Here is a 20,710-nt window from a genome sequence, read left to right on the forward strand (position 1 = left end):
CACTCGGGCACTCGGGCACTCGGGCACTCGGGCACTCGGGCACTCGGGCACTCGGGCACTCGGGCACTCGGGCACTCGGGCACTCGGGCACTCGGGCACTCGGGCACCGCGCGATGGCCGGCACCCCGTTCCGCCACCGGGACACGCACACGGATGGCCGGCACCCCGGCGCCGCAGTGCGCGATGGCGCGCATTGGCGCGATCGTGCCCCGTACGCTCGCCCAAAGTCCGCACACGCCCGCCACGCGCGACACCCGCAGCGCGGGCGGCGACCGCGCTACTCCCGCGGCGCGTCGCCGTTCGCCCGGCGGTCGCCCGCGCGCCTGCCGTTGATGCGGTGGGTCTTCGTGACCTCGAAGGTGCGCTGCAGGGGCTCGGTGACGTCGTCGCCGCGGCGCTGGGCGATGCGCACGAACAGGAAGTCGACGAGGGCCAGTTGGGCGATGCGGCTCGACATCGCGCCCATGCGGTAGCTCGACTCGCGCGCATGCGTCGTGAGCACGAAGTCGGCGAGTTCGGCGACCGGCGAGTCCGGCGAGTTCGTGATCGCCACCGTCGTGGCGCCCGCGTCACGCGCGACGCCGAGCGTATGCGTCGTCTCGGTCGTGAGCCCCGAGTGCGAGATCCCGATCGCGACGTCGCTCGGCTTCCGCAGCGCCGCCGAGACGAGGGCCAGGTGCACATCGACCGAGCAGAAGGCCGAGATGCCGATGCGGGCGAGCTTCTGCTGCAGGTCCTGCGCCGTGAGCCCGCTCGCGCCGAACCCGTAGAGGTCGACGTGGGCGCCGCCGACGATCGCCTCGACGACCCCGTCGAGCACCGCTGTATCGAGCCCCTCGACGGTCTGCTCGATGGCCAGTACCTCGTGGAACGCGATCTTCGCGACGACGTCTTCGGCGCTGTCGAGCGGGTCGATGTCGGAGTTCGCGAGGCCGAAGCGCTCGCGCTCGGCGGCCTCGCGGCTCACCGCGCTCGCGACCTCCATGCGGAACTCCCGGTAGCCCGAGTAGCCGAGCGTCTGGCAGAATCGCGCGACCGTCGAGAGCGACGTGCCGCACACGCGCGCGAGGTCGGTGATCGTGAGGTCGACGACGAGGTGCGGGTCGGCGATGATCGCCTCGGCGACACGCGCTTCCGACGAGCTGAGGCGCGGCAGCGCCTCACGGGCGGCGGAGAGCACGTTCGCCGTCATCTATCGGCTCCTCGATCGGTGGTCGGGTTGCGTCAGGATCGGTTCCTGCACGCTGGAGATAGCATCCCGCAGCACTCCATCCTCTGCGGCGAGGCGCGCGAGCGCGACTTCGGGTGCGACCCCGGTCAGGGTGACGAGAATCGCCGCCTTGACCGAGCCGTCGACCGAAACGAGGGCCGACGACGCCGCGGCGGCATCGACCCCGGTCGCCTGCATGACGATCCGTTCCGCGCGCGCACGGAGCTTGGCATTCGTGGCGCGCACGTCGACCATGAGGTTGCCGTGCACCTTGCCGAGCCGCACCATCGCGATCGTCGAGATCGCGTTGAGCACGAGCTTCTGCGCTGTGCCGCCCTTGAGCCTCGTCGACCCGGCGACGATCTCGGGGCCGACGACGGTCTCGATCACGAGGTCGGCGGCCGCACCGATCGCCGAGTCGGCGTTGCACGCGAAGCCCACCGTCAGCGCCCCGGCGCGGCGCGCGTACTCGATGCCGCCGAGCACGTACGGGGTGCGTCCCGACGCCGAGATGCCGACGAGCGCGTCGTCGGGGCCGAGGCCGATCGCCTCGAGGTCGGCCGCGCCGCGGGCCGGCTCGTCCTCGGCGTCCTCGACCGCCGAGCGCAGCGCGACCTCGCCGCCGGCGATGACCCCCACGACGAGCGCGGGGTCGGTGCCGAACGTCGGCGGGATCTCGCTCGCGTCGAGCACCCCCATGCGCCCTGCGGTGCCTGCGCCGGCGTAGACCAGCCGACCCCCGCCGCGGAGTCGTGCGACGATCGCGTCGATCGCGGCAGCGATCTGCGGTGCGGCCTCCGACACGGCGGCGACCGCCTGCGCGCTCTCCTCCTGCATCGCCACGAGCTGCGACTCGGTCGAGAGCAGATCGAAGCCCGCGTACTCCTCGTTGACTCGCTCGGTCGAGAGTTCGCCGAGCAGGTCGCGCAGCGCGACATGTTCGGGCGACTGCTTCGGTGCGGGTGTCATCGGGCCCCTCCCCCGGTTTCGATGGGTTCGCCGCGTTCGATGCGATCGATGCGATCGACGCGGGCGATGGTGACGGATGTCCCGGCCGCGAGCGGCTCGGGAAGTCGAAGTGGCCCCGGGCCCGCCGAGAGGCGCCCGAGCACGCGGGCGGGCGCATCGCGCGCGAGCGCGAACGGCACCCCGTGCCAGCTGCAGTACCCGAGGAACGCGAAGAGCAGCGACTCCTTGAACGCGGGGTCGATGCCGCGATCGGCGCTCGACTCGACGGCGATGCCGTGCTCGGCGCCGAGCGTCGTGAGCCGTGCGATCAGCACCGGGTTCAGGGTGCCGCCACCCGAGCAGATGAGTGCCGCGGGCGGTTCGGACGGTTCGGTCGTGATCGCCTCGATGACGCTGCGCGCGGTGAGCTCGGTGAGCGTCGCGACGAGGTCGTGCACGCCGAGCCCGAACGCGCCCGATGCGACGATCGCCGCGTCGACGAGTCCGAGGTCGAATGTCTCGCGCCCGGTCGACTTCGGCGTCGGCGCCGCGAAGTACGGATGCTGCAGCAATTGCTCGAGCAGACCGTCGTGCACGCGTCCCGCCGCGGCGAGGCGCCCGCCGTCGTCGAAGCCGTCGACGCCGCGGGAATGCCGGTCGACGACCGCATCGATCAGGCAGTTGCCCGGTCCGCTGTCGAACGCGACGACGTCACCGTCGGTGCCGATGAGCTGCACGTTCGCGATGCCCCCCAGGTTGGCCGTGGCGATGCTGCGGCCCTCGGCGCGCGCGTCGGCACCCAGCCAGGCGCGGTCGAAGGCGGCCATGAGCGGCGCGCCCTCACCGCCCGCGGCGATGTCGGCCATGCGCACGTCGGAGAGTACGGGCACACCCGTGCGCTCGGTGATCCACGCGGGCTCTCCGAGCTGCAGGGTGCCACGGGCGTGCCCGGACTCCACCCAGTGGTACACGGTCTGGCCGTGCGAGACGATGAGGCCGGGCACGACGCCCGATTCGCGGATGCCCCGTGCCGCGGCCTCGGCGAACGCCTGACCGAGTCGCGTGGTGAGCCGGGTCCAGGCGCCCGCATCGAGGGCCTCGCCCGCGGCGACCGCGAGGATCTGCGCGCGGAGGCCGGGCTCCCAGGCGACGGTCTCGGCGTGCAGGCAGGTCATCGCGACCCCGGTGGGTTGAGGAGGCGCGCCAGCGCCTCCGTCGCTCCTCAACCCGCTCAGGGCGAACTCGACGACGGCGACATCGATGCCGTCGGCAGAGGTGCCCGATTGCAGTGACAGCACGATCACGCGGGTGCTCCCGAGTCGAGCAGGTCGCGAGCCGCCTCGGCCGCGAGGCGGCTCGCGGCACGCACGTGCAGGGTCGGGAGCGGCAGCGCGGCGCCCGGCATGCCGGCGTTGACGACGATCGCATCGGGTCGGATGCGTGCGATGTTCGCGACCCGGTCGAGCTGAGGCCCGGGCACGCCCACGGCATCGACGAGCACGACGAGCGAACCCGATCCCGGCACCGCCGCGTCGCCCCGCAGCACTGTGCCGCCGGCGGCCAGCGTCGACTCGACGTAGTCGCGATCACTGTCGACCGCGAGGGTCGAGCGGCCGCGCACGTCGAGCACGGTGCGCGGGCCCGGCTTCGCAGGCACCGGTCCCTCGACGCTGATCGCATCGCGTGCGACGAGCGGCGCATCGAGGGACATCCGTTCACCGACGGCCGACCGGGCCACCGAATCGGCGAGCGCGCGCACCCGGCGTGCCGCGCGCTCGAGTGCCTCGACGGGCAGTGTGCCGGCGTCGAGCGCGTCGAAGATCGCGTGCTGTACCTCGCGGAAGTCGCGCACGTCCTGATCGGGCGCCGCGGCCGCGCCGAGGTTCGCCGGGTTCGAGATGCAGAGCAGGTCGGCACCGGCGAGCAGCGCCTGCACGGCCCCGGGGCCTGCGCCGACGGTCTTGCGAACCGCGGCCATGTCGAGCGCGTCGGTCACGATGACGCCCTCGAAACCCATGCTGCGAAGATGGCCGAGGGCCACGGGGTTGAGCGTCGCGGGCGCGTCGCCCCATGCCGGCACGATGATGTGCGCGGTCATCACCATCGCGACGCCCGCGTCGATCGCCGCCCGGAACGGAGCCAGGTGCACCCGCTCGAGCTCGTCGAGCCCGATCGTGAGCGCCGGCGCCGCGTGGTGCGAGTCGAGGTGCGTGTCGCCGTGCCCCGGGAAGTGCTTGACGCACGCGGCTGCGCCCGCCGACTGGATGCCGCGCAGTGCGGCGACGGTGTGCCGGGCGACGAGCTCGGGCGACTCGCCGAACGAGCGCACCCCGATCACGGGGTTGCGGAGGTCGGTGTTGACGTCGGCGACCGGGCCGAGCACGGCGTTCGCGCCGACGGCGAGCGACCGGTCGGCGAGGTGCTGTCCGACCGCCTCGGTCACGGCGAGGTCGTCGAGGTACCCGAGCTGCGCGGCTCCCGGCAGGGTCGAGCCCGAGTCCGCGTCGACGCGAGTGACGTTGCCGCCCTCTTCATCGATGCCCACGAGCAGCGACGGGCGGATGCCGCGAAGATCTGCGGCGAGGGACATCCGGCTTCGAGACGCTCCTTCGTCGCTCCTCAACCCACCTTCAGCGTGGAGGTTGTGCGCGAACAGCACCGCACCTGCGAGACCCTCGTCGAACTCGCGTCGAAGCCAGTCGGGAACGGTGCGGCCGAGGAATCCCGGCCACAGCACCCCGCCCACGAGCGCCCGCAGCGCCCGGTCGTCTGCGGCGGTCATCCCTTGACCGCTCCCGCGACCAGGCCGCTCGAGAGGCGGCGTTGCACGATGACGAAGAAGATCATGACGGGGATCGTGATGATCGTCGAGGCGGCCATGATGTAGCCCCACTCGTTGGAGTGCTCGCCGAAGAACTGCTTGAGCCCGATCGCGACGGTGTAGTTCTCGGACGCGCCGCCGAGCAGCGTCATCGCGAAGATGAACTCGTTCCACGCGGTGATGAACGAGAAGACGGATGTCGCGACCAGGCCCGGCATCACGAGCGGCAGCATGACCGACCGGAACATGCGACCCCAGCTCGCGCCGTCGAGGTACGCGGCCTCCTCGAGTTCGACGGGCACTGCGGCGACGAAGCCGCGCAGCATCCAGATGCCGAACGGCAGCGAGAGCGCCACGTACACGACCATCAGCCCGAGCAGGGTGTTCAGCAACTGCAGATCGCGCACCTGCACGAACAGCGGGATGACGAGCGCCTCGAGCGGCACCATCTGCACGATGAGGATCATCAGCAGCATCGCCGTGCGGAACTTGAAGCGGAACCTGGCGACCGCGACCGAGGCGAGCAGGGCGAGCACGGCGCTCGCGAGCACCGTGACGAGCGCGACGATCGCCGAGTTGCGCAGGAACACGTCGAAGCCGCCCTCGGTGAGCACGTAGGCGAAGTTGTCGAGCGTGAACTCGCGCGGCAGCAACTGCTGGCCGCCGGTGCCGGCCTTGGAGTCGAACGCGCTCGAGAGCATCCAGAACGCGGGGAACAGGGTGAATGCCAGCAGCAGCACGACGAGCACGGCCTTGCCCGCGGCCGAGCGGGTCTTGCGGGCCGAACGTCGGCTCGTGCGTACGGCGGGAGTGACGGATGCCTCGGGGCGGGCGCTCACTGCGACATCCGCCGTCGTATTCGTGGTGGAGACGCTCACAGCTCGTCCTCCTTCAGCATGGTGCGCACGTACACGACGGTGATGGCGAGCAGCACGAGGGTCAGCAGCACGGCGATCGCCGAACCGAAGCCGTAGCGGTTCTGCCCGAAGGACTCGACGTACGACCAGACGCCGAGGTTCAGCGCCTCGCGGTTCGAGCCCGCGCCGCCGGGCATCAGGTAGACCTGCGCGAACACCTTGAAGTCCCAGATGGTCGACAGGATGATCACGACCGCGAACACCTGCTTGAGGTTCGGCACGATGATGCGCCAGAACCGGCGCCATGCGCCCGCGCCGTCCATCTCGGCGGCCTCGAGCATCTCTTTCGGCACGCCGAGCAGACCGGCGAGGATCGTGATCGCCACGAACGGGAAGCCGTGGTGGATGACGTTGAGCAGCACGATCGCGTAGAAGGTGTAGCGGTTCGTGAACCAGTTGACGGGCTCATCCTGCAGCCCGAGCGCCTGCAGGGTCTCGTTGAAGATGCCGCGGTCGGCGTCGAAGATCCACACCCAGACGTAGGTGCCGGTGACCGCGGGCATCGCCCAGGCGATCATGATGGCGCTGCCGACGACGGTGCGCCAGAAGGGGCCGAGCGCGGCCATCAGCACGGCGACGGCGGTGCCGAGGGCGACGGTGCCCGCGACGGCCAGGACCGCGAAGCCCACGGTGTTGGGCAGTACGACGGTGTACAGCTCGGGGCTCGTGAAGATCTCGCCGAAGTTGGCGAGGCCGATCCAGTTGGGCTCGCCCGAGACGATCTCGCGCAGCCCGTAGTCCTGCAGTGAGAAGAGGAACACCCGCACGAGCGGCCAGAGCAGCAGCACCGCGAGCACGGCGAGTGCGGGTGCCAGGAGCAGCCACGGCCTGGTACGGGTCAGGAGGTTCTTGGTGCGGCCGGGCCCGCCGGCCGCGCGGGGAGCCGGGGCTCCCTGCGCGACCGACGGCGCCTGAAGGGTGTTGGTCACTCGATCAGCCGTTCATGATCTCGTTCATCTCCGCGGCGGCGTCAGCGGTGGCCTGTTCGACCGTCTTCTGCCCGGAGAGGATCGCCTGGATGGCGGTGTTGGTGGTCTTCTTCGCCTGCACTGCACCGTACTTCGGGGTCACCGGCACCGTGCCGCCGCCCTCGACGAGCTGCGTGGCGAACGGGGCGACGAGCGGGTCATCCGACTCCATCGTCTCGGCGAGCAGCGACGCCTGGCCGGGGAAGTACCCCGACTGCTGGCCCCACTGGTCGGCGAACTCGCCCGTCGTCATGAGCTCGACGAACTCCCACGCGAGTTCCTTGTTCTCTGCCGTCTCGAACATCGAGAGGTGCGAGCCGCCGAGCACCGACGGAGCGATGCCGCCGTCCTTGCCGGGGATCGGCGTCGCGGCGAACTTGCCCTCGAGCTCGGCGTTCTTCTCGACGATCGCCGCGGGCGTCCACGAACCCATCAGGGCCATTCCGACGTTGCCCTGCGCGAAGTTGTCGAGCACGTCGGTCTCCTTCCACGTGGTGGCGCCGGCCGACGAGAAGCCGTGCTCGGTGGCGAGGCCGGTGTAGAAGCCGATGCCCTCCTGCGACTCCGCGCTGTCGAGACCTGAGGCCCACTCGTCGCCCTCCTGCGTCGCGACCTCGCCGCCGGCACCCCAGACCCACGGGTACACGGGGAACTCGGCGTCGCCCGGAACGGCGAACGGCATCATGTCGGGGTGCGCGGCCTTGATGGCCTCGCCCGCGGCGACGATCTCGTCCCAGCTCGTCGGCGCCTCGAGGCCGAGCTCCTCGAAGATGTCGGCGCGGTAGACGAGCGAGCGCACACCGGCGTACCACGGCATGCCGTAGAGCTCTTCCTCGTAGGTGCCCGACTCGACGAGGCCCTCGACGAGGTCGTCGCCCAGACCTGCCTCGTCGACGAATTCGCCGATGGGCGCGAGCGCGCCGGCGTCGGCGAACTCGGCGGTCCAGGTGGTGCCGGTCTCGGCGACGTCGGGCGTGGTGCCGCCCGCGATCGAGGTGACGAAGCGGTCGTGGGCGTCGGCCCACTGCACGAACTCGACGTCGAGCTCGGCGCCGGTCTCTTCGGTGAACGCCTCGCCGACCGAGTCGAAGAACGCCTCGGATTCGGGGTTGGTGCCTTCCATGATCCAGACGGTGAGCGTCTGGCCTTCGGCGTCGACCCCGCCGCCGGCGGTGTCGTCGGAGCCGCCGGCGCACGCGGTCAGCGCCAGCGCGGCCGTGAGGCCGAGCGCGACGATCGGGAGGGAGCGCTTGTTCATAGGGTTGGTCTCCTCATTGAAACTTGGGGGCAGGACGTGCCCGGGCTGTGGTTCTGGATCAGACTGGTGATCCGTACAGGGTGGTGACTCTGGAAGTAGTATTCAGGAATGAGCGCAATTTTGCAAGAAACTTCCAAGCGTGCGGATTGGGTGCTGGGCATCGACATCGGCGGCTCGGGGAGCCGGGCGGCGCTCGAGCCGGTTTCCGGCGGTGCCGGCGGTGCCGGCGGTGCCGGCGCCGCGGTCGGCACTCGCCACCTGTTCGAGGCCGAGCCGGTGTCCATTTCACCGAATGGAAGCTCCGCGTTGCCTGTGATCGCCTCGCTCATCGAGCGCGTACGGGCCGAACGACCTGATGCCGCGCTGGCGGGTGTCGGCATCGGTGCGACCGGTCTCGCGTCGCTCGTCGTCTCTCCGGCGGCGTCGCTCGCGTCCCTGAGTGCGTCGGCGGGTGCACCTGTCGCGCTCGCGATCGACGCGGTCACCGCGCATCTCGGAGCGCTCGGCGGTTCCGCCGGTGCCGTCGTCGCCGTCGGCACGGGTTCGATCGCGATCGGCACCGACTTTCGCGATGTGTGGCGTCGCGTCGGCGGCTGGGGTCACCTCTACGACGATCGCGGCTCGGGGGCGTGGATCGGCATCGAGGGGCTGAAGGCGGCCATTCAGACTCACGATGGCGTGACGACGGATGCCCCTGCCCTGCTCTCGGCCGCGGTGTCGCGGTTCGGCCCGGCGCCGACCTGGCCGTCGCAGCTCTATACGCGCGACGACCGCGGCGCGGTGCTCGCGGGGTTCGCGGCGGATGTCGCGGGCCTCGCCTCGGTCGGCGATGACGTGGCCACGCGCATCATGGCGACCGCGGGCGCCCTCGTGGCGGGCACGCTCGCTGCGGCGCTCGATCCCGCGCTTCCGGCCCGCGCGGCTGGGGTCGGTGGGGTGTTCGCCTCAGGCGCCGCGTTCACTGCTGCGTTCGCGGAAGCGTTCGCACGCATCGCGCCCGACGCGACGCTCGTGGAGCCGGCGGGTGGGCCGCTCGATGGCGCTGTTGAGCTGGCGCGGCTCGTGGCCGCCGATGAGGTGGTGGCGGCGCATCCGCCGTTCATCTGGCGGTAGCGGCGGCCCGCGCGCCGCCGCTCACCGCTCACCGCTCGTCGCTCACCGCTCACCGCTCTGGGCCGTATCTGCGCCACGTCGGCACCCTCTGCGCCAGTTCAATTGGCGCAGAGGCCACGGAGGTGGCGCAGAGCGAGGCGCTGCAACTCAGCAGCCGGGGCTCGAGGGGTAGGCCGTGCAGTCGCCGACGGTGAGCACGGTGTCGACCTCTCCGACGAGTACTCGCTGCGAGGCGCCGTCGATGGTGAGGGTGCCCGCGATCGGCAGCCAGCCCGACCCGGCGAACCGGTACTCGGCAGCGAGCGCAACCCGGAGCGTGACGGTGTACTCCCCGCTCGCTGCGTACACGTGACTGGTGTCGGTCGGCGTGAACTCGGCGACTCCGAGCGCACTCCATGTCGCCCCGGGCGATGGACTGGTGACGGTCGTCCCATCGGAGTGCACCCACCGGTACCCGACGGGCGTGAACCGCACATCGGCGGGCTGCCCGAGCAGCGTGCCCGACACGACTTCGGGCCTAGCTTCTGCGACGAAGTTCGCCGGAAGTCCGACGACCGCCCACCCGTTCGGCTCCATCACATCGCTCGGCTCCGCCGGTCGGAACGACGCGATGTCTCGCAGCGTCACCGCGGGCGCGCCCGGCGCCGGCGTCGGTGGCGGCGCTGTCGGCGACGACGGGCGGGAGCAGCCCGTCTGGAAGTTCGCGCCGCACAACTGCTCCCAGCCGGGCCCCGACCACACATCGACAACGCCCCGCGGCGGGGGCTCAGTCGCTGTGCCATCACCGTCGCCGCCGCCGCCGTCGCTAACCTCGGATCGTTCGTCGTCTTGGACAAGTGCATCGATGATCACGCGATCCGGTTGAATAGTTCCGGAAGTGTTCGGATGGCAGCCCACAAAGCCCTGCGACGGCGTGCATGCATTCGCGGGTGGCGCCGCGGTCAGCGCGAGAATCAGACCCGCCGCCGCGCCACCTACTAGCAAAAGTCGTCGCCTGGCCAAAGCTCCACCTTGTCCACAAGCAGTTCCTCGGCTGAAGTGCCGACGAGGAATGCGACGAGCGGGCTCCGATCTTTCCGATCCGGCGGAGTCACATCTGCACCACTCGCGTCAAGCACTCGAATGCCCGAGACGTCTCGACATACGTAAATCGATACAGTTGCCGCGTCACCGACTTGTGCGTTCTCGGACAATGAGAACGTGTCGAGCGCGACCGCGCCTTCAATGTGAATGCCTGCTTCGCGATACTGCATGAAGTCGCCCTTCAGCTCAGGGAGGTAGTCCGATGTGACGAGCGATTCAATGCGATGGTCGTTCTGGCCGCCATCCGCAGCGACGGCCCTGGACACATCCTCAAAAGTCGAGTACGCCGCCTCAGCCGCGGCGAGCGCCTCCTCATCCGAGGCGAAGATCGGCGCCGCCTCGGTCGGAGTAGGGGTGGGGGTCGGCGTGGGGGCGCCGACGCAGCCCGTGAGCATGAGCGCGAGCGCGCCTGCCGCGGCGAGCGCAGCGCCGAGACGGCGGGGCGTTCGGCGCTTCGGACGAGAGGTCGGCATGGCGATTACCCTAGGCGAGGCGAACAGGGATCAGCGTCGGTTATCCACAGGGCGGGCCGGTGACAGCGTCGGCGGGTGCGGTGCGAGTACGGACCCGGCACTTCGGCACTTCGGCACTTCGGCACTTCGGCACTTCGGCACTTCGGCACTTCGGCACTTCGGCACCGAGTCTGCATGAGCAACCCCCGCGCGCCCGCGGCGATCTTGCCGCTCCGTCCTCGCCGCTGCGGTCCTCCACCCGCGCCCAAACCACTCGCGGATGTCGGCGGCGCGTCACATGATGAAGGCATGCGCAGGATCACGGTCAACAACAATGTGTCGCTCGATGGCGTGATGCAGGCACCGATGTCGGCGGCTGAAGACACGCGCGGCGACTTCCCCTACGGGGGGTGGGCGCTCGCCGGCAACGACGAGGCCCTCGCCGTCGAGATGGGCGTTGGCATGGATTCGGGCGGCGCGATGCTGTTCGGCCGCCGCACCTACGACAACATGGCCGCGTTCTGGCCGCACCAGACCGACGGCAACCCGTTCACCGAGTACCTCAACCGGGTCGAGAAGTTCGTCGTGTCGCGTAACTCGCACACCCACCTCGACTGGCAGAACTCGACGCTGCTCGTGGGCGACGCCGCCGAAACGGTGGCCGCCCTCAAGCAGGGCGACGGGCCCGACCTCGCGATCCTCGGCAGCGGTGAGCTCGTGCGGTCGCTCGCCGCGGCGGGACTCATCGACGAGTACGTGCTCATCATCCATCCGGTCGTGCTCGGCACCGGCATCCGCCTGTTCGGCGACACCCACCAGGCGCTCGAGCTCACCCGCAACATCACGACCCCGATGGGCGTCACCGTGGCGCACTACCGACCGACCGGCGCGCCCGAGGCGGTGTCGTGAGCGACGAGTCAGCGCACGAGCGACATGCGTCGCTCGTGTTCCGGCCCGTGACCGAGCGCGACCATGCGCGAGTAGTCGGGGCGATCCCAGAGTGGTGGCAGACCCCGAACTCAGAGGCGCTGCCGCTGCTGCTGCCGCGCCTCTTCTTCCAGCACTTCAGCGATACCTCGACGATCGTCGAAGACGGCGACGGCAGGCTCGCGGCGTTCCTCGTCGGATTCCGCTCGCAGTCGCAACCTGAGGTCGGGTACGTGCACTTCGTGGGCGTGCGCCCCGACCTGCGCGGCGCCGGACTCGCGCGCTCGCTCTACGAGCGCTTCTTCGCACAAGTGCGGGCGCTCGGCTGCCGACGCGTCGACGCGATCACCGGCCCCGACAACATGCGTTCGCAAGAGTTCCACCGGGCGATGGGATTCACGATCGGCGGCGACACCGACGTCGACGGCGTACTCGCGTACCTCGATTACGACGGGCTTGGCGAGCACCGCGTCACGTTCACGCGGGTGATCTGAGGGGCGAGCAGCGACCAGCGGATGCCCCGGCTCACGCCCGCGCGAGGATCGCCGAGGTGTCGACACCCGGCGGCAGCGCGCCGTACAGCAACCCGCCGTCGCCCTCGAGGCGGGTGCGCACGAACGCGTCGGCCACCGCAGCTGGCGCGTGCTGCACGAGCAGCGACGCCTGCAGCACGAGCGCGAGCCGCTCAGTGAGCTCGCGGGCACGTGCGGCAGCCGCACCGCTCGTCACATCGGAGGCCACCTCGCTCACGACCGCCCGGGCCCCGGCGAGTGCGAGATCGAACGCCGCGTGCTCGCCGGCTGCCTCTCCCACGACGTCGAAGAACGCCTCGAACGCCTCAGGCTCACGTGCCAGCACCCGCAGCACGTCGAGCGCGATAACGTTGCCCGAGCCCTCCCAGATCGCGAGCAGGGGTTGCTCGCGATACCGGCGCGCGAGCGGGAACGCCTCGGTGTAGCCGTTGCCGCCGAGGCATTCGAGCGCCTCGTACGCATGGCCCGGGCCGCGCTTGCAGATCCAGTACTTCGCGACGGCCGTGGCCAGGCGGCGAAAGCCCTGCTCCGGGACATCCGACGAATCCGGCGCCGCGGCATCGTCGTCATAGGCCCGCGCCAGCCGCATCGCGGTGATCGTCGCCGCCTCGGACTCGAGCGCCAGGTCGGCGACGACCGCCGCCATCGCGGGCTGATCGACGAGCAGGGAGCCGAACGCGCTGCGATGCCGCACATGCCACGCCGCCTCGGCGACCGACTGGCGCATGCCCGCGGCCGACCCGATGACGCAGTCGAGGCGGGTGCGCGTGACCATCTGCACGATGGTCGCGACGCCGCGCCCCTCGTCGCCGACCAGCCACGCCGCCGTACCGTCGAGCTCGATCTCGCTCGACGCGTTCGAGCGGTTGCCGAGCTTGTCCTTCAGGCGCTGGATGCGGAACACGTTGCGCTCGCCGTCGGGCAGCACGCGCGGCACGAAGAAGCAGCTGAGGCCGCCCGGCGCCTTCGCGAGCACGAGGAACGCGTCGCTCATCGGCGCACTGCAGAACCACTTGTGACCGGTCAGTCGGAACTCGCGGCCCCACGCGTCGTCGACACCGGTCGGCTCGGCGCGCGTCGTGTTCGCGCGCACATCGCTGCCGCCCTGCTTCTCGGTCATCGCCATGCCGACCAGCGCCGAGTGTTTCGCCCCGGATCTCGATACGGGTCGCGCTTCGCGTGGCCCCACTCGATCGGCGAGGGCGGGCTCGTACGCGCGGCTCAGCAGGCGGGGCATCCATTCATCGCGAAGAGCGGATGCCGCGAGCTCGAGCGTCGGCACCGCCGCGTGCGTCATCGACACCGGGCACGCGTGCCCCGGCTCGACCTGCGCGAAGAGGAAGAAGACCGCCGCACGGTCGACGTTCGCACCGACACCCGGCGACGCCCACGCCGAGGTGTGCGCACCCGCCCCGATCGCCGCGGCCATGATGCGGTGGTAGGCGTCGTCGTACTCGACCTCGTCGATGCGGTTGCCCCACCGGTCGTGGGTGTGCAGCACGGGCGGATGCGTGTTCGCACGCTCGGCGTCGCGCTGGAATGCGGCCGAGCCGACATGACGGCCGATCTCGTCGAGGGTCGAGACGTCGGGTGCTGCGCGGTGCGTGCGACCCGGCCCCGCGGGCGCGGGCGCGCCCGGGACATCCGCCCGGCCCCATCTCGCGACCGCCTCGACGAGCGGCGCATTCGAACCGAACTCATCGACGCCCTCGCGTGGCGGCGGCTGGTTCAGGACTTCGTGGGTGTTGATCATCGTCGACCTCCGCGTCCCATTCTCGACGAGCCCCGGGACTTGACATGTGCGAACCGTCGCAAGAAGCTAACCCCTAGGGTCCGCAGTGAGCACCAAAGACGTGGCGAACGTCGGACATGCACGACGATGTCGTCACTCACTTTCTGACCGGAGACGGACCGAAGGAGAGTTCCCATGATTGGCACTCGTTCCATTCCGAAACGCCTGGCCGTCGGCGTCGCCGCGCTGGCAATGGTGTTCGCGATCCTCGGCCCAGTCGGCGCAAGCGCCGCCGAGGAGGATGGCGCGCTCGACATGTACACGGCGGACGTGAGCGCAGCCGAGGCGGCCGAGATCGCCGCCGGCGGTTTCGATGTCGCCGACAGCAGGGTCACCGATTCCGGCGTCAGCCTCGACGTCGTGCTCACCGAGCAGGAGGCGAAAGGCCTCCGAGACCGGGGAGTCGATGTCAAGGTCAAGAAGAACAAGGACGGCAAGTCCGCTCGGCAGCTCGCTGTAGAGCAGGCCGCATCGGGCTTCGAGGTCTTCCGTTCCTGGGACGAGCCGGGCGGAATCCGCGACGAGCTCTACGGCCTCGCGAAGGACAATCCGCAGCTGGTCAAGCTCAAGGTGCTCGGAGAGACCTACGAGGGTCGCGAGATCATCGCGCTCAAGTTGACCCAGGGTGCGAGGGGTATCGCAGATGGAACCCGGCCTGCGGTGCTGCACAGCTCGACGCAGCACGCGCGTGAGTGGATCTCCACCGAGGTGAACCGACGCCTGCTGAACTCGTACATCGACGGGTGGCGAGCCAACGACAAGGAGACCAGAGACCTCCTGAGGAACAACGAGCTGTGGTTCGTGGTCGTGGCCAACCCCGACGGTTACCAGTACACGTTCGACACTGAGCGGCTGTGGCGCAAGAACCTGCGCGACAACGACAACGACGGGCAGATCACCCGGGCAGACGGCGTCGATCCGAACCGCAACTACCCCGAGCACTTCGGGTACGACGAGGAGGGTTCGTCGTCGCAGATCTCGAGCGAGACGTACCGTGGACCTTCGGCAGGGTCCGAGCCCGAGACGCAGGCGATGATGTCGCTGTTCGACCAGGTGGACTTCTCGTTCCAGATCAACTGGCACTCCTTCGGGCAATGGCTGCTGTACGCGGAGGGCTGGCAGACCGGCACCCCGAGCGCCGACGACCCGATCTACTTCGCGCTGTCGGGCAACCGCGACAACCCGGCCATTCCCGACTTCGAGCCGGGCCTGTCGTCCGATGTGCTGTACGTGACCAACGGCGAGACGACCGATTTCGCGCACTCCCAGCACGGAACGCTGGCTTGGACGCCCGAGCTCGGCGAAGGCGATGACGGCGGCGGGTTCGTGTTCCCCGACGACGAGGCACAGGTGCAGGCGGAATTCGAGCGCGTTCTTCCGTTCGCGCTCGACGTGGCCAAGTCAGCGGCCGACCCGGCCGACCCGGTGTCGCACCTCGGTCTCGAGACCAAGCCCTTCTACCTCGAGAGCGACGACACCTACAAGGACGGGCTGCCACTGGCGAACTTCACGTTCGAGTACTCCTACGGCGACCCGCAGGAGGTGCGTGTCATCGCACGGCGCAGCCTGGGCGACGTGACGCTCATGTACTCCATCAACGGCGACCCCGCAGTCGCAGTTCCCACCGAGGAGTGGACGGGCGGTGAGAAGTACGGCGGCCAGACCGGCGCCCACTACCGCATCGTGAGCGGACTCGTCACCGGGACCGATCCGGGCGACAGCGTCGAGGTCTGGTTCGAGGGCGGTGGGGAGTCGAGCGACTCCTTCACCTACCAGGCCGTCGAGGAAACCAGCAACGACGTGCTGATCATGGCGGCCGAGGACTACACGGGCGCCTCGCCGGTTCAGGCGGGCGGGCCGAACTACCTCGACTACTACCAGGACGCGCTCGACGCCAACGGCACCGGCTACGACGTCTACGACGTCGACGCTCGCGGGCGCATCGCGCCCGACAGCCTCGGCGTGCTGTCGCACTACGATGCCGTCATCTGGTACACCGGCGACGACGTCGTCACCCGCGAACTCGGCTGGGGTCCGGGAAACGCCTCCCGGTTGGCGATGGACGAGGTGTTCGAGGTCCGAGACTTCCTCAACGAGGGCGGCCAGCTGCTCTACACCGGGTCGTGGGCCGGCAGCCAGTACACGACGAACGTCGGCACGCAGTTGTACGATCCGACGGCGGCGAACGCGCAGTGCACCAGCGATCCGGCAGTGCTGGAGCGGTGCCGGGCGCTCGTCGGCTCGGGCGACTTCACCAACGACGTCATGCAGTACTGGCTCGGCGCGTTCCTCACCATCAGCGACGCCGGTACCACCGACGACGGCCTCCTCGACGCCATCGGTGTCGACACGCCGCTGACGGACCTGGCGTGGGGGTTCAACGGAGCCGACAGCGCTGCGAACCAGGGCCACAGCAACTCGTTCATCACGACGAGCGGCATCCTCGACCCGGCCGTCTACCCCCAGTTCGAGAGTTGGGTCGCGGGCAGGTGGGATCGTGAGGGCGGCCCGTTCGAGCCGCGCACCGGCGAAGCCTACGCCTACTCGCAGCTCGGCGACGTGTCGTACAAGCGTCTGACCAACACGATCGACGTGCCGGCCGGCGGTGCCACGATGTCGTTCTGGACGTCGTACGACACCGAGGTCGAGTGGGACCACCTGGCCGTCGAGGCCCGCACGGCCGGACAGGACGACTGGACGACGCTGCCGGATGCCAACAGCCACACGAGCCAGAGCACTGGGCAGAGCTGTCCGGCCGGCTGGCGCGAGCTGCACCCGCATCTCGACTACTACCAGACGGTCGTCGACACGACCTGCGACCCGACCGGCTCCGACGGCGGCGAGTGGTGGGCCGCATCCGGCAACTCGGGCGGCTGGCAGCAGTGGTCGGTCGACCTGTCGGCGTACGCCGGCGGTGAGGTCGAGGTGTCGATCGCGTACATCAGCGACTGGGCCACACAGGGGCTCGGCGTGTTCGTCGACGACATCGAGGTGTCGACCGGAGCGGGCACGACGTCGTTCGAGGGTGGCGACACGGGTGGCTGGGAGATCACCGGGCCGCCTGAGGGCAGCGCTCCGAACCCGAACAACTTCATCATCACGACGGCTGCAGGATTCCCCGAGGCCGCCGTGGTGGCGACACCCGACTCGCTGATGACCGGCTTCGGATTCGAGGGAATCACGGGCGCCGACACGCGAGCCGAGTGGATGGGGCGTGCATTGGATCACCTGCTCGACTGAGTCGACCGTTGAGCGGATGCCGCGTCACGGGGTCGCCCGTGACGCGGCATCCGTCTGTCCTGACGCAGGCACTGATGCCGGACGGCATCAGTGCCGGAGTCTCATCCGGGATGCGTCGACCGCGCGCCCGGGTAGAGCTCGTCGAGCAGGCCGAGCGCCAGGTCGCTGAGCGCGGCCTGCAGCGCGCGTTCGAGCCGCTCGCAACCGTCGTCGGCGCCCGCGGGCGCGCGCCCGCCTGCGCCGCCGCCTGCGCCGCCGCCGTCGATGTTCGACCGCCGCGCCCACACGGCCGCGAGCTTCGCCTCGTTGGCGACGACCGCATCGACGACGAGCGGTCGCCAGAACGGCGGATACTCGCTCTGCTTCCACTCGCCCCGGCCGCGGCCGTAGTGCGCGATCGCGAGGTAGCGCAGCAGCGCCGACGTGACGAGGCCGTCGAGGAAGGCCTCCTCCCAGCGCAGGCTGGACTCGGTGCGGCCCCGCACGAGGTTGACGCCGCGCGCGACCCCCGCGCCGCCGAGGGCGCCGATGACGGCACCGGCCACCATGCCGGCACCGAAGGTGAGGCCGCCCGCCATGAGGTCCGCGCCCAGCCCGGCGGCCGCACCCGAGAGCACGCCCGACACCACGCCGGCGCGTCCCTCGTCGATGGGGGCGTCGACGCGCACGTCGCTCGCCACGCGTTGCAGCACCTCGTCGGCGGCACGGCCCTCGAGCTCGTGGATCGCGATGAGTCGTTCGGTGCTCGACCGCAGTCCGGCGTCGAGCCGGTCGCTCATCTCACGCGTGGCCGTCGCCTGGGACTGCGCGCGCGCGGCGTTCGGCAGGCCGATCGAGCCGCCGAGCCGCGTCGCGAGGGGCTCGGCCGGCAACACGGCGCGGTCGCACGCGGCCTGGGCGATCGGTTCGGCGAGCGCGGTCATCGCCTGGTCGAACTGGTGCATGCGGCGATCGCGCCAGGCCTGCGAGAGCCGAGCGAAGCCGTCAACGAGGTCGCCGGAGGCCTCGCGGCGCGCCTCGTTGCGCCAGTTCGGCGCGCCCTGCGCCGGTTCAACTGGCGCAGAGGCCGCCGAAGTGGCGCGCCCGGGGACGCCGGCCGCAGGAGTGGCGCGGGAGGAGCCGCCGGCAGCCAGCACCCGCCCGATCGCCGCGAAGAGCGTGAGCTCCTGCACCCAGCACCGGGCGAACGCGTCGAGCGCGAGGACGTCGCGCACATGCGGAGCGTTGGCGAGCGCCGCACGCCAGCGGTCGGCGTCGGCCGCCTCGACTTCGCGCTCGCGTGGCCGGCCGGTCTGATTGAGCAGCACCAGCACCGGCTTGCCGACCCACTCGAGCACCTCGAGCTCCGACTCGAGGTACCCGGCATCGGCAGGCTCCTCGGCCGCGTTCACGAGGTAGAGCACCACGTCGGCCTGCTCGGCCACGTTGCGCACGGCGAGCTGGGTGAGCCAGAACGCCCGATCCCGGTAGCGATCCCACACCTGCGACAGGAACCAGCCGATGGGGCTGCCGTCCTGCCGCAGTCGGCGCACGAGCCGCACGCTGTCGCCGAAGCCCGGCGTGTCCCAGAGGGTCAGCAGGTCGCCCTCTGCCGTCTGCACGAGCGGGAACGGCGTCGCCTCGACGGTGACGTGGGGCGCGTCGCGCACCTCGCCGACGTCGCGGCCGAGCAAGGTGCGCGCGAGCGTCGTCTTGCCGGCGTTCGTGTGCGAGATGAGCGAGAGGGCGATGGCGGCGGGCTCGATCACGTCACCTTCCCCTTCGGCGGCTCGCCGGCGTCGGCCGCGGATGCCGCGGCGAGGTCGGCCTCGGCCGCCGCGAGATCGGGCGACGAGAGATCGAGGAACACCGCGACGGACGCGTGGTCGTCGAGAAACTCGCGCCAGGCCGTGCGGCGGCCGGCGAGGCGCCCGTCGTCGTCGGGCCAGCGGGCGAGGAAGCCAGATTCGTCGATCAGTGCGATGAGCGGATGCCCCGTGGGCACGCCCGTGGCGAGCGCGTCGAGGAACGCGCCGTGCGCCTCCCGCTCGGGCGTCGCGGCGAGGCTGAACAGCGGAAGGATCACGGCGGTCTCGCTCGACGCCGCGCCGGGCGCCGGCGCCGGCGCAGCGGCGCCGGTCCAGAGCCCGAGGAGCGCCTCGTCGTCGCCCCATCCGATCGGCGGGTCGATCGTGGCCGCCGCCCCGCTGTACGCCCGCGAGAGCACGGCGTCGAGCCCCGCCTGCGCCTCGGGCGTCACGCTGTAGCTGTAGGGCACGACGCGCACGCGACCCGGTCCGCCGAGGTAGCCCGAGACGAGCCGCCGGTAGTACGGCTCCGACAGCGGCAGCTCGACACGGACCGCGCGGCGGCGCTCGATCAGACCGGTGATGATCGCGAGCCCGATGCGGGGGATGATGACCACCACGGCCACGGTGCCGGCGAGCAGGTGCATCCACGTTGCCGCATTCTCGCTCGCGGGCGCGCGGATCGCCTCGATCGCCGCCACGTCGGGGACCGGGATGCCCGTGATCCACGACCCGGGCGCGAGGGTCGCGGCGAGCAGCGCGCGCACCTGCTCGGCGCCGAGGAACGTGCTCTCCCACGACGCGCGATACTCGAACGCGAGCCCGCGGGTGTAGAGGCCGGCGACCACGCCGAGCGCGGTGGCCGCGGCGGCGAGGTGGAGCACGCGTGCGGCGCGGGCGCCGTACAACGGTGCGGCGATGCCCGCCCAGTCGGTGGGGAGCGCGGTGAGGATCGATCGGCGCGCGGCGCCGGCATCGTCCGCACGGTGCCGTGTCAGCGGCGTGCGCAACGCCGCGACGCGGATGAGCATGGCTCGCACCGGCCCGGCCCCCGCGCCTCGGAAGGCGACGGAGCGCACGATGAGCGAGAGGTAGACGACGACGTTCCACACCACGAGGGCGAACACCGGTGGCGCGAGCAGGTTGATGCTCGAGCCGCCGCCGATGCGGTCGATGAGCAGCCCCAGCAGGAAGGCCGCGACGATCACGACGACGCCGACCCACGGCCGCCAGCCGAGCGCCCGCACCGTGCGCGGCACGGCGGGCTGGCGCGGGCCGATGCGTTCCAGTACCAGCTGCGCGCGGCGGCCCAGGAAATCCTCGGGGTTCGCCCCCTCGCCGACCACCTCGGCCGCGGCGCGACTCGCCCACTCGCGGTCGGCGTCGGACCAGAGCAGGCGATCGCGGTCACCCGTCTCGACGGCGCGGGCCGCGGTGACGTCGAGAGCCGCTGACTCGTCCATATGCGCGAATTCTATGCCGGTGCCTCGAACGGCTCGGGGCGACGCGTGCACGGGGCATCCGCCCGCATGGATTTCGCCCTCGGTGAACGAGCATGTCGGATGCCCCTGTTCGTCTTGACTCATCGATGCGCCCGTGTAAGCCTCGAATGCTGCAATGTCGCAAGGGGGTGCGACACTGTACCCGCCGTCGGGCAGGTG

Annotated in this window: 17 protein-coding genes; 4 read left to right on the plus strand and 13 right to left on the minus strand. The window is 70.6% G+C overall.

The window, feature by feature from the left end:
* The 8 genes from LSF15_RS14850 to LSF15_RS14885 all read right to left on the minus strand — a co-directional run.
* On the minus strand, positions 1–194 hold a 194-nt coding region (locus LSF15_RS14850; RefSeq protein WP_232499335.1), incomplete at its 3' end, for a hypothetical protein.
* An 83-nt stretch (positions 195–277) separates the two neighbouring features.
* Complete coding sequence (locus LSF15_RS14855; protein WP_232499336.1) at positions 278–1,192, minus strand: MurR/RpiR family transcriptional regulator; 915 nt, start codon at positions 1,190–1,192, stop codon at positions 278–280.
* The gene (gene murQ, locus LSF15_RS14860; protein ID WP_232499337.1) at positions 1,193–2,179 is read right to left on the minus strand and encodes an N-acetylmuramic acid 6-phosphate etherase; all 987 of its coding nucleotides are present in this window, start codon (positions 2,177–2,179) and stop codon (positions 1,193–1,195) included. It abuts the gene before it with no gap.
* Positions 2,176–3,462, minus strand: coding sequence for an anhydro-N-acetylmuramic acid kinase (locus LSF15_RS14865; protein ID WP_232499338.1), 1,287 nt, complete (start codon positions 3,460–3,462; stop codon positions 2,176–2,178). The genes murQ and LSF15_RS14865 overlap by 4 nt, the downstream gene beginning before the upstream one ends.
* On the minus strand, positions 3,459–4,940 hold the full coding sequence (locus tag LSF15_RS14870) for a glycoside hydrolase family 3 protein (protein ID WP_232499339.1): 1,482 nt from the start codon (positions 4,938–4,940) through the stop codon (positions 3,459–3,461). Before LSF15_RS14870 ends, LSF15_RS14865 begins: the two co-directional genes overlap by 4 nt.
* Positions 4,937–5,728: a carbohydrate ABC transporter permease gene (locus tag LSF15_RS14875; protein WP_232499460.1), complete on the minus strand. Its 792-nt coding sequence runs from the start codon at positions 5,726–5,728 to the stop codon at positions 4,937–4,939. Before LSF15_RS14875 ends, LSF15_RS14870 begins: the two co-directional genes overlap by 4 nt.
* Positions 5,729–5,853: 125 nt before the next feature.
* A complete protein-coding gene (locus tag LSF15_RS14880) occupies positions 5,854–6,825 on the minus strand; it encodes a carbohydrate ABC transporter permease (RefSeq protein ID WP_232499340.1) in 972 nt (323 codons plus the stop codon).
* 4 nt (positions 6,826–6,829) lie between these two features.
* Positions 6,830–8,122 carry a sugar ABC transporter substrate-binding protein gene (locus LSF15_RS14885; RefSeq protein WP_232499341.1) on the minus strand — a complete coding sequence of 431 codons (1,293 nt, stop codon included), beginning with the start codon at positions 8,120–8,122 and terminating at the stop codon, positions 6,830–6,832.
* Positions 8,123–8,230: 108 nt separating this feature from the next.
* On the opposite strand from LSF15_RS14885, the gene LSF15_RS14890 reads away from it, so the two are divergent.
* Complete coding sequence (locus tag LSF15_RS14890; RefSeq protein WP_232499342.1) at positions 8,231–9,235, plus strand: BadF/BadG/BcrA/BcrD ATPase family protein; 1,005 nt, start codon at positions 8,231–8,233, stop codon at positions 9,233–9,235.
* A gap of 147 nt (positions 9,236–9,382) precedes the next feature.
* Here LSF15_RS14890 and LSF15_RS14895 read toward each other — a convergent pair whose 3' ends face one another.
* Both LSF15_RS14895 and LSF15_RS14900 read right to left on the minus strand, forming a co-directional pair.
* Positions 9,383–9,811: a PKD domain-containing protein gene (locus LSF15_RS14895; protein WP_372460033.1), complete on the minus strand. Its 429-nt coding sequence runs from the start codon at positions 9,809–9,811 to the stop codon at positions 9,383–9,385.
* A gap of 401 nt (positions 9,812–10,212) precedes the next feature.
* A complete protein-coding gene (locus tag LSF15_RS14900) occupies positions 10,213–10,791 on the minus strand; it encodes a hypothetical protein (protein WP_232499344.1) in 579 nt (192 codons plus the stop codon).
* Between the two features lie 288 nt (positions 10,792–11,079).
* On the opposite strand from LSF15_RS14900, the gene LSF15_RS14905 reads away from it, so the two are divergent.
* Together LSF15_RS14905 and LSF15_RS14910 are read left to right on the plus strand one after the other, a co-directional pair.
* Positions 11,080–11,679: a dihydrofolate reductase family protein gene (locus tag LSF15_RS14905; RefSeq protein WP_232499345.1), complete on the plus strand. Its 600-nt coding sequence runs from the start codon at positions 11,080–11,082 to the stop codon at positions 11,677–11,679.
* Complete coding sequence (locus tag LSF15_RS14910; RefSeq protein ID WP_232499346.1) at positions 11,676–12,191, plus strand: GNAT family N-acetyltransferase; 516 nt, start codon at positions 11,676–11,678, stop codon at positions 12,189–12,191. The genes LSF15_RS14905 and LSF15_RS14910 overlap by 4 nt, the downstream gene beginning before the upstream one ends.
* Before the next feature lie 31 nt (positions 12,192–12,222).
* On the opposite strand, the gene LSF15_RS14915 is transcribed toward LSF15_RS14910, so the two are convergent.
* Positions 12,223–13,983: an acyl-CoA dehydrogenase family protein gene (locus LSF15_RS14915; RefSeq protein ID WP_232499347.1), complete on the minus strand. Its 1,761-nt coding sequence runs from the start codon at positions 13,981–13,983 to the stop codon at positions 12,223–12,225.
* A gap of 174 nt (positions 13,984–14,157) precedes the next feature.
* On the opposite strand from LSF15_RS14915, the gene LSF15_RS14920 reads away from it, so the two are divergent.
* Positions 14,158–17,262 carry a M14 family metallopeptidase gene (locus LSF15_RS14920; RefSeq protein ID WP_232499348.1) on the plus strand — a complete coding sequence of 1,035 codons (3,105 nt, stop codon included), beginning with the start codon at positions 14,158–14,160 and terminating at the stop codon, positions 17,260–17,262.
* Between the two features lie 101 nt (positions 17,263–17,363).
* Here the strand turns inward: LSF15_RS14920 and LSF15_RS14925 are convergent, their stop codons facing one another.
* Positions 17,364–19,010 carry a DUF3482 domain-containing protein gene (locus tag LSF15_RS14925; RefSeq protein ID WP_232499349.1) on the minus strand — a complete coding sequence of 549 codons (1,647 nt, stop codon included), beginning with the start codon at positions 19,008–19,010 and terminating at the stop codon, positions 17,364–17,366.
* Positions 19,007–20,512 (minus strand): DUF2868 domain-containing protein, encoded by a 1,506-nt coding sequence (locus tag LSF15_RS14930; protein WP_232499350.1) that lies wholly within the window; start codon positions 20,510–20,512, stop codon positions 19,007–19,009. Before LSF15_RS14930 ends, LSF15_RS14925 begins: the two co-directional genes overlap by 4 nt.
* Positions 20,513–20,710 lie beyond the last annotated feature (198 nt).

It is taken from the genome of Agromyces humatus, from assembly GCF_021228295.1.
GTDB classification, from domain to species: Bacteria; Actinomycetota; Actinomycetes; order Actinomycetales; family Microbacteriaceae; genus Agromyces; species Agromyces humatus.